Source organism: Terrabacter carboxydivorans, assembly GCF_039532035.1.
GTDB classification, from domain to species: Bacteria; Actinomycetota; Actinomycetes; order Actinomycetales; family Dermatophilaceae; genus Terrabacter; species Terrabacter carboxydivorans.
Map to the genome: position 1 here is coordinate 120,268 of NZ_BAAARE010000004.1, position 14,145 is coordinate 134,412.

At 72.5% G+C, this 14,145-nt stretch carries 12 protein-coding genes; 5 read left to right on the top strand and 7 right to left on the bottom strand.

The features are described 5' to 3' along the window. Positions 1-3: 3 nt before the first annotated feature. The 6 genes from truB to ABD297_RS05765 form a co-directional block, all read right to left on the bottom strand. A complete protein-coding gene (gene truB, locus ABD297_RS05740) occupies positions 4-954 on the bottom strand; it encodes a tRNA pseudouridine(55) synthase TruB (protein WP_344253828.1) in 951 nt (316 codons plus the stop codon). Beyond that, positions 951-1,454, bottom strand: coding sequence for a 30S ribosome-binding factor RbfA (rbfA, locus tag ABD297_RS05745; protein ID WP_344253829.1), 504 nt, complete (start codon positions 1,452-1,454; stop codon positions 951-953). Before rbfA ends, truB begins: the two co-directional genes overlap by 4 nt. A gap of 182 nt (positions 1,455-1,636) precedes the next feature. Continuing rightward, a complete protein-coding gene (gene infB, locus ABD297_RS05750; protein ID WP_344253831.1) occupies positions 1,637-4,594 on the bottom strand; it encodes a translation initiation factor IF-2 in 2,958 nt (985 codons plus the stop codon). 181 nt (positions 4,595-4,775) lie between these two features. Next, positions 4,776-5,174, bottom strand: a complete 399-nt coding sequence (locus tag ABD297_RS05755; protein ID WP_344253833.1) for a YlxR family protein — start codon at positions 5,172-5,174, stop codon at positions 4,776-4,778. Further along, complete coding sequence (gene nusA / locus ABD297_RS05760) at positions 5,140-6,195, bottom strand: transcription termination factor NusA (protein WP_344253835.1); 1,056 nt, start codon at positions 6,193-6,195, stop codon at positions 5,140-5,142. Before nusA ends, ABD297_RS05755 begins: the two co-directional genes overlap by 35 nt. Continuing rightward, positions 6,195-6,824 carry a ribosome maturation factor RimP gene (locus tag ABD297_RS05765; protein WP_344253837.1) on the bottom strand — a complete coding sequence of 210 codons (630 nt, stop codon included), beginning with the start codon at positions 6,822-6,824 and terminating at the stop codon, positions 6,195-6,197. Before ABD297_RS05765 ends, nusA begins: the two co-directional genes overlap by 1 nt. A 132-nt stretch (positions 6,825-6,956) precedes the next feature. Between ABD297_RS05765 and ABD297_RS05770 the strand changes: the two genes are divergently transcribed. From ABD297_RS05770 to ABD297_RS05780, 3 genes are all read left to right on the top strand, one after another. Next, the gene (locus ABD297_RS05770) at positions 6,957-8,015 is read left to right on the top strand and encodes a hypothetical protein (protein ID WP_344253839.1); all 1,059 of its coding nucleotides are present in this window, start codon (positions 6,957-6,959) and stop codon (positions 8,013-8,015) included. Continuing rightward, a complete protein-coding gene (locus ABD297_RS05775; RefSeq protein ID WP_344253841.1) occupies positions 8,012-8,980 on the top strand; it encodes an aminoglycoside phosphotransferase family protein in 969 nt (322 codons plus the stop codon). Before ABD297_RS05770 ends, ABD297_RS05775 begins: the two co-directional genes overlap by 4 nt. A gap of 142 nt (positions 8,981-9,122) precedes the next feature. After that, positions 9,123-10,571 carry an MATE family efflux transporter gene (locus tag ABD297_RS05780; protein WP_344253843.1) on the top strand — a complete coding sequence of 483 codons (1,449 nt, stop codon included), beginning with the start codon at positions 9,123-9,125 and terminating at the stop codon, positions 10,569-10,571. Here ABD297_RS05780 and ABD297_RS05785 read toward each other — a convergent pair. Further along, complete coding sequence (locus ABD297_RS05785) at positions 10,547-11,170, bottom strand: sulfocyanin-like copper-binding protein (RefSeq protein WP_344253845.1); 624 nt, start codon at positions 11,168-11,170, stop codon at positions 10,547-10,549. The two genes, ABD297_RS05780 and ABD297_RS05785, sit on opposite strands and share 25 nt — an antisense overlap. Before the next feature lie 91 nt (positions 11,171-11,261). On the opposite strand from ABD297_RS05785, the gene ABD297_RS05790 reads away from it, so the two are divergent. Together ABD297_RS05790 and ABD297_RS05795 are read left to right on the top strand one after the other, a co-directional pair. After that, positions 11,262-13,250 carry a thioredoxin domain-containing protein gene (locus ABD297_RS05790; protein WP_344253847.1) on the top strand — a complete coding sequence of 663 codons (1,989 nt, stop codon included), beginning with the start codon at positions 11,262-11,264 and terminating at the stop codon, positions 13,248-13,250. A 68-nt stretch (positions 13,251-13,318) separates the two neighbouring features. Continuing rightward, complete coding sequence (locus ABD297_RS05795) at positions 13,319-14,131, top strand: response regulator transcription factor (RefSeq protein WP_344253849.1); 813 nt, start codon at positions 13,319-13,321, stop codon at positions 14,129-14,131. The last annotated feature ends 14 nt before the right edge of the window (positions 14,132-14,145 follow it).

Sequence of the window (14,145 nt, forward strand, 5' to 3'; positions counted from 1 at the left end):
ACATCAGGAGCCGGCCCCGGCGGCGGCGAAGACGACCTTGGCACGTGCCGTGTCGCGGGTCTCGTCGAGCACCGCCACGAGCCGTCCGTCGGGGTCGATGGCCGCGACCGCGTCGCTGCCACGCACGGCGCTCGGGATGCGCTGGCCGTAACCGAGCGCCATGGCCTCCGCGGCCGAGATCTCGTGCACGGGCAGCTGCGCGCGGGCCGCCTCGGCGATCGGGAGCAGGGGTATGCCGTCCGGCCCGTCGCTCTCGGACGTGGCCGTGAGCGCCTCGAGCGAGACGGCATCCCCGATCCCGAACCGGCCGACTCGCGTGCGGCGCAGCGCCGTGAGGTGACCCCCGACACCGAGCGCGGACCCGAGGTCACGGGCGAGGGCGCGCACGTACGTGCCCGACGAGACGTCGACCTCGACGTCGACGTCCACGACGTCGATCGGCGGACCGACCTCGGGCGTCGCGGATGCCGGGCGCACGGAGAGCACCTCGAAACGGCTCACCGTCACGGGGCGGGCCGGCAGGTCGACCTCGTCACCCTGGCGGACGCGCGTGTAGCTGCGCACGCCCTTGACCTTGATGGCGCTGACGGAGCTGGGGACCTGCTCGATGTCACCCGTCAGCGCGGCGACGGCGGCCGGTAGGGCCGCCTCGAGCGCCGGCACGTCATCCACACCGAGCGCCTGGGTCATCTCACCCTCGGCGTCGTCGGTGAGGGTGGCCACCCCGAGACGGATCGTCGCGGCATACGACTTGTCGCAGCCGACCAGGAAGGTCAGCAGCTTGGTGCCCCGCTCGACGCCGAGCACGAGCACGCCGGTGGCCATGGGGTCCAGCGTGCCGGCATGGCCGACGCGACGGGTCCCGCAGAGCCGGCGGGCCCGTGCGACGACGTCGTGGCTCGTCCAGCCGGCCGGCTTGTCGACGACGAGCAGGCCTCCCGAGCGGTCGGTCATCGTGCGTCGACGTCCGCGTCCACCCCGGCATCGGTGAGGTCGTCGTCGCCCTGGTCGCCGTTCTCGTCGGCCTCGGACCGGTCGACGGGCTTGCGGTACGGGTCGGCGTCGCCGGCTGGCTTGGCGTTGGCGGCCGCCCGGGCCAGCTCCTCGTCACGGGCGCGGGTCTGTGCCACGAGGTCCTCGAGGTGCGCGGCGCCCTCGGGGAGCGCGTCGGCGAAGAACTCGATCGAGGGCGTCAGCCGGATGCCGATGCCCTTGCCGACGGCCGAGCGGATGCGGCCCTTGTTGGCCTCGAGGACGGCGGCCGTGGCCTCGCGCTCCTCGTTGCTGCCGAAGACGGTGTAGAAGACGGACGCCTGCTGCAGGTCACCCGTGACACGTGCGTCGGTGATGGTGACGAAACCGAGTCGTTCGTCCTTGAGCCGGAACTCGAGGTACTCGGCGACGATGACCTTGATCCGGTCGGCGATCTTGCGGGCGCGGGCGGGGTCAGCCATGGCTACCTCTGCTTTCGTGTGTCGTGCGGCCGGACCGGTCGAGCCGGGCCGGCGTGGTGTTCACCCTAGTAGCGGGCCGGGGACACGCTGCATTCCCCGGGCCGTGCGGCGCAGGCCGGGTGGTCCTGCGAACGGCGACGGCACCGACCCCCGTGGGGGCCGGCGCCGTCGACGAGCCGTGCTCAGGCGCGCGGCTTCTCGCGCATCTCGTAGGTGGCGATGAGGTCACCGAGCTGCAGGTCGTTGTACGACCCGAGGTTGATACCGCACTCGAAGCCGTCGCGGACCTCCGTGACGTCGTCCTTGAAGCGGCGCAGACCGGCCACCTCGACGTTCTCGGACACCACGACACCGTTGCGGGTGATGCGGGCCTTCGAGCCACGCTTGATCTCGCCGCTGCGCACGATCGAGCCGGCGATGTTGCCGAACTTGCTCGAACGGAAGATCTCGCGGATCTCCGCCGTGCCGAGCTCGACCTCCTCGAACTCCGGCTTGAGCATGCCCTTGAGCGCCGCCTCGACCTCGTCGATGGCCTGGTAGATCACCGAGTAGTAGCGGATCTCGACGCCCTCGCGCTCGGCGTAGTCGGCGTTCTGGCCCTCGGCCCGAACGTTGTAGCCGATGATGATGGCGTTGGAGGCCATCGCGAGGTTGATGTTGTTCATCGTGATCGCGCCGACGCCGCGGTCGATGATGCGCAGGTCCACGTCGTCGCCGACGTCGATCTTGAGCAGCGCGTCCTCGAGCGCCTCGACCGAGCCCGACACGTCACCCTTGAGGATGAGGTTGAGGGTCTCCACCTTGCCCGCCGCGAGGGCCTCGTTGAGGTCCTCGAGCGAGATGCGCTTGCGGGCCTTGGCGAGCACGGCCTGACGGTCGGCCGCCTCACGCCGCTCGGCGATCTGACGGGCCGTGCGGTCGTCCGGCGCCACGACGAACGTGTCACCGGCGCGCGGCACCGAGCTGAGACCGAGCACCTGCACCGGGCGGGACGGACCCGCCTCGTCGACGTTGTTGCCGTGCTCGTCGAGCATGGCACGCACGCGACCGTAGGCCGAGCCGGTGACGATCGAGTCGCCGACGTGCAGCGTTCCGGTCTGCACGAGCACCGTCGCGGTCGCACCACGGCCACGGTCGAGGTTCGCCTCGATCGCGACGCCGCGGGCCTCCTTCTCCGGGTTGGCCCGGAGGTCGAGGGCCGCGTCCGCCGTGAGGAGGACCGCCTCGAGGAGGCTGTCGATGTTCTGACCCTGGCGGGCCGAGACGTCGACGAACATCGTCTCGCCGCCGTACTCCTCCGCGACGAGGTTGTACTCGGTCAGCTGCTGGCGCACCTTGGCCGGGTTGGCACCCTCGACGTCGATCTTGTTGACGGCCACGACGATCGGCACGTCGGCCGCCTGCATGTGGTTGAGCGCCTCGATGGTCTGCGGCATGACACCGTCGTCGGCGGCGACCACGAGGATGGCGATGTCGGTCACCTTGGCACCACGGGCACGCATCGCCGTGAAGGCCTCGTGACCCGGGGTGTCGATGAAGGTGATCGCGCGCTCGACGCCCTCGTGCTCACGGTGGACCTGGTAGGCACCGATGTGCTGGGTGATGCCACCGGCCTCGCCGGCCACGACGTCCTCGTTGCGGATCGCGTCGAGCAGGCGGGTCTTTCCGTGGTCGACGTGACCCACGACCGTGACGACCGGCGGACGGGCCTCGAGGTCCTCGTCCTCCTCGCCCTCGATACCGGTCTCGAGGTCGATGTTGAAGGAGTCGAAGAGCTCCTTCTCCTCCTCCTCCGGGGAGACGACCTGGATGTCGTAGCCGAGCTCGGCACCGAGCACCTTGAAGGTGTCCTCGTCGAGGGACTGCGTCGCCGTGGCCATCTCACCGAGGTGGAAGAGCACGGTGACGAGGGCACCGGGGTTGGCGTTGATCTTGTCGGCGAAGTCGCTCAGCGACGAGCCGCGACGCACGCGGACGACGGTCGAGCCGTTGCCACGGGGGACGGTGACGCCACCCAGGCTCGGCGCCTGCATCTGCTCGAACTCCTGGCGCTTGGCGCGCTTGGACTTACGGCCTCGGACCGGACGACCGCCACCGCGACCGAAGGCACCTGCCGTCGAGCCACGACCGCCGCCGCCACCGCGAGGACCACCGAAGCCACCGGGACGACCGGGGGCGCCGCCGGGGCCACCACCGAAGCCGCCACGACCGCCACCGCCACCGGGGCCACCACGGCCCGGGCCGCCGGCCGGGCGCTGGCCCGGACGACCGACGGTGCTGCGCTCCGGCATCATGCCGGGGCTGGGGCGCGGACCACCGGGACGCGGAGCGCCACCGGGAGCACCCGGACGACCGCCCGCGGGGGCACCGGGACGCGGAGCGCCACCGGGAGCACCGGGACGCTGGCCGCCGGGACCGCCCTGGCCACCGGGGCGCTGCTGCGGACGCGGCATGCCCTGGCTGGGGCTGAACGGGTTGTTGCCCGGGCGCGGACCGGCGTCGCCACCGGGACGGGCTGCACGGGTCTGGCCCATGCCCTGGCTCGGTGCGAACGGGTTGTTGCCCGGACGCGGCTGCCCCGGACGGGGAGCCGGACGCGGGGAGGACGGGACGCCGGAGGACTGCTGACCGCCGTCACGGCTGGACTGCACCCGGGACGGAGTCGAGGCGGCGGGGGCCGCCGGAGCAGCCGGAGCCGGAGCGGCAGGTGCCGGTGCAGTCGGGGTCGGCGCCTTGGGTCCCGGCGCCGACGGCGCGGGGGCCGCCTTCGCGGGGGCAGGCGTCGCCGCGCGGGCGGCGGGGGCCGCAGGTGCGGCCGGCGTCGACGGCGCGGGGGCTGCCGGTGCCTTGGCAGCGGGAGCAGCCGGCGCGGGGGCCGACGGCGTCGCGGCCGCCGGAGCGGCCTTCGGGGGCGCGGACGGAGTCGCGCCGGTGGGGGCGGCCTTGGGGGCCGCCGGCTTGTTGCCGCCGCCGGAGGAGCCCTCCCGAGGGAAGGTCTCGATGATCTTGCGGACGACGGGGGGCTCGATGGTCGACGATGCCGACCGGACGAACTCTCCCTGGCTCTTCAAGTGTGCGAGCAGTGTCTTGCTCTCGACTCCGAGCTCCTTGGCGAGCTCGTAGACCCGGACCTTAGCCACATCTCTCCTGTTCCTGGTCCGGCCTGAACAGGGTGTGGCCGAACCGTGGGTTATTGCTGGGGCTTGCTCATCGCTGAGTACTCATCGGGTGCTCATAGCGTTTTCAACCCGCCTTGTGGTTCGTTGACTGATCTCTGACTGATCCGGCGCGGCCCCCAGAGGGGGACGACGCCACTTCGTGCTACGGGTGCTGGACCCCGAGGTGCCGTGCCACCGCGCTCACGTCGACCGCGGCCTGCAGGCGCAGGGCACGTCCGAACGCCTTGCGGCGCACTGCCAGCTCGAAGCAGTCGGGGGTCGGGTGCAACCATGCACCGCGTCCCGGCATCCGGTGCCGTGGGTCGGGGCGGAGCGTGACCGGGGGTTGGCCCCCAGCGTCTCCGTCCGTCGCCGCGACCACTCGCAGCAGGGCCGACCAGCTATCCATTCCTCGACATCCCACACACGTGCGGGACGGCTCAGCACGGAGTCCAGTCCGGTCGGCCACAGGAAAGTCTACCGCGTTCGGGCGGCCATCCGCTCCACGGGGGCCGCCGGATGCCTGCTCAGGCGTCGTCGGAGGGGGTCGCGTCGCCGCCACGGGTCGAGGACGCGGCCCCCGCCTCGGTGTCGGGACGGATGTCGATGCGCCACCCCGTGAGCTTGGCGGCGAGGCGGGCGTTCTGGCCCTCCTTGCCGATCGCGAGGCTCAGCTGGTAGTCGGGCACCACGACCCGGGCCGTGCGGGCCGCGGCGTCGACGATCTCGACCGACTGCACCCGGGCCGGCGACAGGGCGGCCGCCACGAAGGTGGCCGGGTCGTCGGCGTAGTCGACGATGTCGATCTTCTCGCCGCGCAGCTCCGTCATGACGGCACGCACCCGCGCTCCCATCGGGCCGATGCACGCGCCCTTGGCGTTGACCCCCGAGACCCGGCTGTGGACGGCGATCTTCGTGCGGTGGCCGGCCTCGCGGGCCAGCGCGGCGATCTCGACGGTGCCGTCGGCGATCTCGGGCACCTCGAACTTGAACAGCGTGCGCACGAGGTTGGGGTGCGTGCGGCTCAGTCCGACCTGCGGCCCCTTGGGCCCCCGCTTGACGCTGACGACGAAGCACCGCAGTCGCTCGCCGTGGACGTACTTCTCGCCCGGCACCTGCTCGGCGAGCGGCAGGATGCCCTCGACGGTGCCGAAGTCGACCAGCACGTTCCGGGGGTCCTGGCTCTGCTGGACGATGCCGGAGATGACGTCGCCCTCGCGGCCCTTGAAGTCACCGAGGATCGCCTCGTCCTCGAGGTCACGCAGTCGCTGCACGATGACCTGGCGCGCCGTCGACGCGGCGATGCGACCGAAGCCGACGGGGGTGTCGTCGAACTCGGGTCCGGGCTCGCCGCGCTGCGGACGCTCGCCCTCCTCCGTCACGGGGAGCAGCTCGCCCTCCTCGCGGGCCCACACGATGACGTGGCCGGTCTTGCGGTCGAGCTCGACGCGAGCGATGCGCTGGCTGCCGTCGGTGCGGTGGTAGGCCACGAGCAGGGCCTGCTCGATGGCCGGGATGAGCACGTCGAGGCTGATGTCGCGTTCTCGTTCAAGGGCGCGCAGGGCTGCGAGGTCGATGTCCATCAGTGGTCCCCTTCCAGGGCGGACATGTCGTCCGGGTCGTGGGTGTCGTCGTCGGTGTCGTCGTCGGTGTCGTCGTGGGGGTCGGCGGCGTCGGTGGCGGCGTCCGGGTCTGCGGAGGAGGCTGCGGGGCGGGTGAACTCCACCTGCACCGTGCCGCGCTGGACGGTGTCGAGGTCGAGGGCCAGACGCCGCGAGGGCGTCTTCTTCGTCGCCGGGACCTCGAGGACGAGGTCGTCGAAGCCGACCTCGACGAGGCGTCCGGTGTCCGTGCCGCCCTGGTGGACGACCTCGACGAGACGCCCCACCTGCCGGCGGAGCTGGTCACGCGAGCTGAGGGGTCGGCCGACGCCGGGTGAGGACACCTCGAGGACGTAGGCCGCCTGCCCCATGACGTCGCTGTCGTCGAGCACGTCGCTCACGGCGCGCGTCGCGTCGGCGACCGCGTCGAGCGACAGCGGTGTGACGGCGCTGGTCGTGTCGGCGACGTCGAGGCTGCTGATGTCGGAGTCGACGAGCACGCGCACGAGCCGGCGCTTGCCGGCCGGCGACACGGAGACGTCCTCGACGACGAGCCCGAGGGGCGCGAGCACCGGCTCGAGCGTCGCTCTGATCTCCTGGGCCGTGCTCATCAGTCGACGCCTCCTGCTCTTCTCGAATGTCCAGCGCCGGCGTCCCCGGACAGGGACGAGCACCGCGTGCGCACCACTCTATCGGCGCCGGGGCGTGGTCGCCGACCGCCGACCGCGTGCGAAGATCTCGGCATGGACGGCGACACCCGTGGGCTCGGGTCACGGGTGATGGACGGCATGGGCCGTCCACCGAGGCGCCTCTTCGCCCTCGGGGCAGGTGCCGCCGCGCTCGCCGTGCTCGTCGACCGGGGTCTGCGGCTGGACGTGCCGCAGCCTCCCCCACCTGCGCCGACGCGCCGGCCGGCTCCCGACGAGGCGCTGCTCCTCTCGTCGGTCGTCGAGCTCGACCACCTCGTCAGGGCCGAGTCCTCCGTCCTCGCGCACGGCGACCCGGGAGGGCTGGTCGGTCGGCTGCGCACCGTCAACCGTGAGCAGCTGGCCGTCCTGCGTGGTCGGCTGACGAACGCCGGCGTGCCGACGACGGTCATCGAGGCGGCCATGGCCCGGGGACCCCTCCCCCTCCCGGACACCTCGACCACGCCCGGATCGACGGGCTCGGCCACGACAACCGGCACACCCTCCCCGACGCGCTCCGCCGCCACGGGATCGGGCGCCGCACCACCCTCCGGCTCGCTGCCCCGCACCCGCGCGCAGCTGGCCGCCCTGCTCGACTCGCTGGGTCCGGAGCACTGGGCCGCCGCAGCGGGTGCCACGACCGACACCCGCGAACTGCTCGCCGCCGCCTGGTCGCAGCGTTTGGCGGCAGCCGTCCTACTCGGTCGTGACGTCGCTGTGACCGCCCCGAGTCCCGCCCGGCCCGCCATCGTCGGGCGCACCCAACCACTCGTCTACGCCTTCCAGGTCGTCGCTGCACAGAGCACCGGCAGCCAGCGCCGGACGGCCTCGGCCACGCTCGACGCCCTGACGCGGCTCGAGATCGCCGTGTCCGGCTCGAGCTCGACGACACCTGCCGGCTGGGCCCTGCCCTTCCCCGTGACCACCCCCGCGGAGGCCCGACGGCTCGCGACCCGGACGCTGTCGTCCGCCGTCGACGCCGGCACGGAGGTCGCTGGGACCCACCCTGTTCCGGCATCCCTCGAGGACGTCACCCGCTGGAGCGCCGACATCCAGGCCCTCGCCGTCGACTGGGGCGTGCCACCGACCGCCTTCCCGGGAGCCACCACGTCATGACCTACGACCCGATGTACGACCTCATCCCGGCCCACTTCGCCCACGCCGTCAGCGCCTACGAACCCGATGGCCACGAGTCCGGGGACGACTGGATCGACGCGCTGCCGGGCCTCATCCGCAACCTGCTGGCCGAGTGGGAGCTCGAGCCCATCGGCAGGAGCTCGAGCGGCGTCTGCGCCGTCGCCATCCCGGTGCGGCTGCTCGGGGCCGGGCGCGACGTCGTCGGGGTGAGCGGCGAGGGCGTCCTCAAGGTCTCCTGGCCCCACCCCGAGGCCGCCACCGAGCACCTCGCGCTGCAGACGTGGAACGGTCACGGCGCGGTGCGCCTGGTGCGTGCCGACCCCTCCCGCTTCGCGCTCCTGCTCGAGCGCCTGCACACCCGGGACCTCACCCGCGTCGACATCGACGAGGCGTGCGAGGTCATCGGCGGCCTGCTCTCGGTGCTGCGCCGACCCCCGCACCCCCGCGTGCCCAGCCTCACGGCATACGCCCTCAGGCAGGCCGAGGAGTTGCGGGCCGCTCCCGCTGCGCTGCCGCGGCGCTACCTCGACCAGGCATCCGCGCTCGCACGCGAGCTGACCGACCGGCCGGCCTCCGAGGACCGCCTGCTGCACACCGACCTGCACTACACCAACGTGCTCGCCGCCTACCGCTCGCCGTGGCTCGCCATCGACCCCAAGCCGATGGCGGGCGACCCCGCCTTCGAGGTGGCGCCCGCGCTGTGGAACCGGGCCGACGAGCTCGGCACGGGCTCGGAGGTGCGGTGGTCGCTTCGGCGCCGTCTCGAGATCATCTGCGAGCGCGCCGGCCTCGACGAGGGCCGGGCGCGCGCGTGGACGATCGTCCGGGAGGCCGACAACGCCCTCGACGCCGCCGAGCAACTCACCGGACACCCGGCCGGCGACGCGTGGGCGCACGACCGGATCAGCCTCGCGGTGACGATCATCAAGGCGATGAACGACTGACGGACGACCGACCGTCCGGCGCCTCGTCGGCGCCTCGGAGCGTGTCGATCAAAACGTTTCGACTCATCGGCCCGGCACGCCGTAGCCTTGTCGCGCTCCCCCACCTCGTTGTCGAAAGTGCACCCGCATGCCTCGCCTTGCCATGCCCACCTCCCGCGACCGTCGCCCGGCACCGCCGACGCCGGCGCGCGAGATCGCGCGCATCGCCGTCCCGGTAAGCATGGAGTTCGTCCTCATGCTGGTGCTGAACTTCGTCAACCAGATCGTCGTCGGCAGCCTGGGCGCCACCGCGATCGCGGCGGTGGGCTTCTCCAACAGCCTCACCTTCATCCTCGCCGTCACCCTCGGGTGCCTCGGCACCTCGGTCAGCATCCTCGTGGCGAGGGCGCACGGCGCGGGCCGGCGCGACGACCTCGACCACACCGTGACGGCGGCACTACTCGTGGCCCTGGGCCTCGGAGCGGTCGTCTCGGTGGTGCCGTGGTTCTTCGCCGACCACCTCATGTCCCTCGTCGGTGCCTCACCATCGGTGGCCGCCGCCGGCACCGACTACTTCCGCCTCACCGTCCTCGCGACGCTGCCCGTCATGCTGAGCGCGATCCTCTCGGGCGTCCTGCGGTCGGCGGGGCGGCCGACGAGCCCGATGATCGCGACGATGGTCACCGTCGTCGCGAACTCGGCGATCGCGTACTCCCTCGTCGTCGGGCTCGGCCCGCTGCCCTCGCTCGGGGTCGCCGGCGCCGGCTGGGCCACCCTCGTCACTGCCGTCGCCAAGGCACTCATCCTGCTGTGGATGACCTATGGCCGCCGCGGCGTGGTGGGCTGGAGCCTGCCCGACAGCGTGCGCCAGTGGCGAGCGGTGATCGTCCCGCTCTTCGTGCTCGCGCTGCCCCTCGGCGTCACCGAGCTCTTCTGGACCGTCGGGACCTTCCTCTACAACGTCGTCTTCCAGAAGCTGGGTGACGAAGCCCTCGCGGCGGCCCAGATCGTCACCACGCTCGAGGGCGTCTTCATCGTCGGCAGCATCGGCCTCATGAGCGCGACCACGACCCTCGTCGGGCGCTCGGTCGGCCGCGGCGACGTCGACGACGCGATGGCGTGGGTGCGCCGGCTCACGCGCGCCGGCATCGGGACGGCCGCGGCCTTCGGGGTCCTCTTCGCCGGGTCGGTGCTGCTGCTGGACGCCCTGTTCGGCGAGGCCGGCCGCGACGTGCGGATGATGGCCGGGGTCGGCATCCTCATCAACGCCGCCTTCCAGGTCGTCAAGGTGCGCAACATGATCGTCGGCGCCGGCGTCCTGCCCAGCGCCGACGACGTGCGCGGCGTCATCATGGGCGACGTGGTCGGCGCCTTCGCGATCGGTCTGCCGCTCGCCGTGGTGCTGGGGCTGCACACCCCGCTGGGCTACGTCGGCATCTTCGTCGCGCGCATCCTCGAGGAGCTGACCAAGCTCGCGATCTTCACCTGGCGTGCCAGGCGGGTCCGCTGGGACGTGCTCGTGGCCAAGGCCGCCGGCTCACGCGCACCGAGCACACCCAGCGCACCCACCGCGTCGGAGATGCCGACTCAGCCGGTGACCACGAGCTCCTGACGCATCCCGTCGGCGTAGTGGTTCTGCAGGTTGCACACGAGCTCGTAGTGACCGGGCGGCAGCGTCAACGTCACCCACCCCACCGCTCCAGAGACGATGCCGTCACCGGCGCCGGCGCGGCACGAGCTCGAGGCCTCACCGAGACTGCCCGTCTCGTCGACCTTGCCGTCTGATCCGACGGGACGCTGGCCGGCGACCGCACCGGAGGCGAGCGGCAGGACGACGACCTCGTGGGTGCGCCAGCCCGTGTTGTCGACGACGATGCTCACCCGGCCGCCGTGCACCGTGGTCGGCGCCGCGGTGAGGAGCATGTGGGCGCCCATCGGGGCGATGCCGCCCATCATCCGTGACATCCCCATGTCCATCAGCGTCACCGTGACCCGCTCGCCGGGCAGGTCGGAGGGAGCGTCGCAGGACAACGGCGCGACCATGCGGGCGCCGGGTGTCGACAGGGCTCGCTGGCCGCCCATGCCGCCGTAGGCACCGCCCATCGGGCTGGTCGTGACGTTCGTCGTCGAGCACCCGGCCAGCACGCCGCCGAGCGCGAGGACCGCCGCCCAGCGCCGAAGTGGGACCGGGATCCGAGCACGCGTCTCCATACCTCGACGGTAACCCTGGGGGGTATCGGCAGATGCCCGGTGTGACGCACCAGTCGACTCCGTGACCCGCGGGTGCGCGAGAGTGGTGGCCATGCCCAACCGACTCGCAGCCGCCACCAGTCCCTACCTGCTGCAGCACCGCGACAACCCGGTGCACTGGCAGGAGTGGGGTGACGCGGCGTTCGCCGAGGCCAGGCGGCGCAACGTGCCCGTCCTGCTGTCGGTCGGCTACGCCGCCTGCCACTGGTGCCACGTGATGGCCCACGAGTCCTTCGAGGACGATGCGGTCGCAGCGGTGCTCAACGAGCGGTTCGTCTCCGTCAAGGTCGACCGGGAGGAGCGGCCCGACATCGACGCCGTCTACATGTCCGCGGTGACCGCGACCACCGGGCACGGCGGGTGGCCCATGACGGTCTTCCTCACGCCCGAGGGCGAGCCCTTCTTCTGCGGCACGTACTTCCCGCGCGACCACTTCCTCAGCGTCCTCGGAGCGCTCGACGAGGCGTGGCGCACGCGCGAGGAGGAGGTGCGGGCCTCGGGGACGCACATCGCCACCAGCCTCGCCGGTGCCCTCCGGGCTCCGACACCGTATGCCGTCGAGCCCGCTGCGCTCGCCGGTGCCGTCGACATCCTGGCGCGCCAGTTCGACCGCACCGCAGGTGGTTTCGGCGGCGCACCGAAGTTCCCGCCGTCCATGGTGCTGGAGTTCCTGCTGCGGCACCACGCCCGCACGGGCGAGGACTCGTCCCTGGAGATGGCCACGCGGACGCTGGAGGCGATGGCCCGCAGCGGCCTCTACGACCAGCTCGCCGGAGGCTTCGCGCGCTATGCCGTCGACGCGCGGTGGGTGGTGCCGCACTTCGAGAAGATGCTCTACGACAACGCGCTGCTGCTTCGTGCCTGCACGACCTGGTGGAAGGTGACCCGGGACCCGCTGGCCGAGCGGGTCGTCCGAGAGACCGCCGACTTCATCGTGCGCGACCTCGGCACCGCCGAAGGCGGGTTCGCGTCGTCCCTCGACGCGGACGCCGACGGCGTCGAGGGACTCACATACGCCTGGACCCCGCAGCAGCTGCGCGAGGTCCTCGGGGACGACGCCGAGCAGGCGGCAGAGCTCCTCGTCGTCACGCCGGAGGGGACCTTCGAGCACGGGGCGTCGACCCTGCAGCTGCCCGCGGATCCGGAGGACTCCGCCTGGTTCGAGTCGGTGCGATCCCGACTCTCCGCGGCCCGGGCCCGCCGACCGCAGCCCGGCCGCGACGACAAGGTCGTGACCTCGTGGAACGGCCTCGCCGTCGCTGCGCTCGCCGACGCAGGCGCGACGTTCGACCGTCCGGACTGGGTCGGCGCAGCGACCCGGTGCGCCACCCACGTCCTGGACGTGCACGTCGTCGACGGCCGGCTGCGGCGCGCGTCACGCCTCGGAGAGGTCGGCTCGGCACGTGCCGTGGCGGACGACCACGGCAACCTCGCCGAAGGGCTGCTGGTGCTCCACCAGGTCACGGGCGGGCCGCACTGGCTGGAGGCTGCGCGCGACCTGCTGAGCGCCGCCGGGGACTTCGCAGCCGACGACGGCGGATTCCACGACACCGCCGGAGACGCCGAGACGCTTTACCTGCGCCCCCGCAGCGCCGCCGACAACGCCGAGCCCGCCGGGCAGTCCTCTCTCGCAGGGGCCCTCGTGATGCTCGGAGCGCTGACGGGTGACCCTGACAGCCTCGAGGCGGGCGCACGGGCCACGGCGGCGGGACTCGGGCTCGCCGTCCGCGAGCCGCGCTTCGGGGGATGGTCGCTGGCCGTGGCCGAGGCCCTCGTCGCCGGTCCGCGCCAGGTGGCGGTCGTGGGGTCGGGTCCGGCCGCCGAGGCGCTGGAACGGGCAGCACGCCAGTCCCCCGCTCCCGGGCTCGTCGTCGTCCGCGGAGAACCGGACGCCCCCGGGGTCCCCCTGCTCGCCGGACGGCCGCTCGTCGCAGGCGCCCCGGCGGCCTACGTCTGTCGTCACATGGTCTGCGAGCTGCCGACGACGAGCCCGAGCGGCCTCGTCGAGCAGCTGGGCCGGACCGAGGCGGACACGGCCTGACGACGGCACGAACCGCCCATCCTGTCGATCTGTCGGGCCAAACCCTCGCATTCTGCAAGAATCGCCGCATGATGGGCTCCGCACGCACCGCAGTCGTCGTCGAGGACGACGACGACATCCGCGAGCTCATCACGCACAGCCTGACCATGCAGGGGTTCGAGGTGTCGACGGCGTCGTCCGGACAGGCCGGCCTCGAGCTCGTCGTCGCGACCGACCCGGACCTCGTCACGCTCGACCTCGGCCTGCCCGACCTCGACGGCATCGAGGTGTGCCGGCGGGTGCGTGACGTGAGCCAGGCCTACGTCGTGATGATCAGCGCCCGCACCGACGAGATCGACCGGCTCATGGGTCTCGAGATCGGCGCCGACGACTACCTCACCAAGCCCTTCAGCCCCCGTGAGCTGCAGGCACGCGTCAACGCGATGTTCCGCCGCCCACGCACCGGTGGCTCCAACGCCGCCGCCGACGCCGGCGGCGCAGCGACCAGCGGCGCTGCCGCGCCGGGCCCCTCGTCCGCAGCCCTCTCGGTCGCCACGGCGGAGACGGCACCTCCCGAGGACGACCACTCCCTCGTGCGCCACGGCCGAATCGCCGTCGACCCGGAGGGTCGCGTGGTCACGGTCGACGAGCAGGAGGTCGAGCTGACCCGCACCGAGTTCGACCTGCTGAGCACCCTGCTCAGCGCGCCCCGACGGGTGTGGTCCCGCGCCGTGCTGCTCGACAGCCTCTGGGGCCCCGGCTGGTCCGAGGAGCACCTCGTCGAAGTCCACGTGGGCAACCTGCGCCGTAAGCTGAGTCGGACCGGCCCCGAGGGCATGCGTGCCCCGATCCGGACCGTGCGGGGCGTCGGCTACCGCATGGAGGAGCCCGACGCGTTCTGACCCCGCGGCAGCGG

Coding starts and splice junctions, on each gene's coding strand:
- truB (WP_344253828.1), bottom strand. CDS start 954: ATGACCGACCGCTCGGGAGGCCTGCTCGTCGTCGACAAGCCGGCCGGC.
- rbfA (WP_344253829.1), bottom strand. CDS start 1,454: ATGGCTGACCCCGCCCGCGCCCGCAAGATCGCCGACCGGATCAAGGTC.
- nusA (WP_344253835.1), bottom strand. CDS start 6,195: ATGGACATCGACCTCGCAGCCCTGCGCGCCCTTGAACGAGAACGCGAC.
- ABD297_RS05765 (WP_344253837.1), bottom strand. CDS start 6,824: ATGAGCACGGCCCAGGAGATCAGAGCGACGCTCGAGCCGGTGCTCGCG.
- ABD297_RS05770 (WP_344253839.1), top strand. CDS start 6,957: ATGGACGGCGACACCCGTGGGCTCGGGTCACGGGTGATGGACGGCATG.
- ABD297_RS05775 (WP_344253841.1), top strand. CDS start 8,012: ATGACCTACGACCCGATGTACGACCTCATCCCGGCCCACTTCGCCCAC.
- ABD297_RS05780 (WP_344253843.1), top strand. CDS start 9,123: ATGCCCACCTCCCGCGACCGTCGCCCGGCACCGCCGACGCCGGCGCGC.
- ABD297_RS05785 (WP_344253845.1), bottom strand. CDS start 11,170: ATGGAGACGCGTGCTCGGATCCCGGTCCCACTTCGGCGCTGGGCGGCG.
- ABD297_RS05790 (WP_344253847.1), top strand. CDS start 11,262: ATGCCCAACCGACTCGCAGCCGCCACCAGTCCCTACCTGCTGCAGCAC.
- ABD297_RS05795 (WP_344253849.1), top strand. CDS start 13,319: ATGATGGGCTCCGCACGCACCGCAGTCGTCGTCGAGGACGACGACGAC.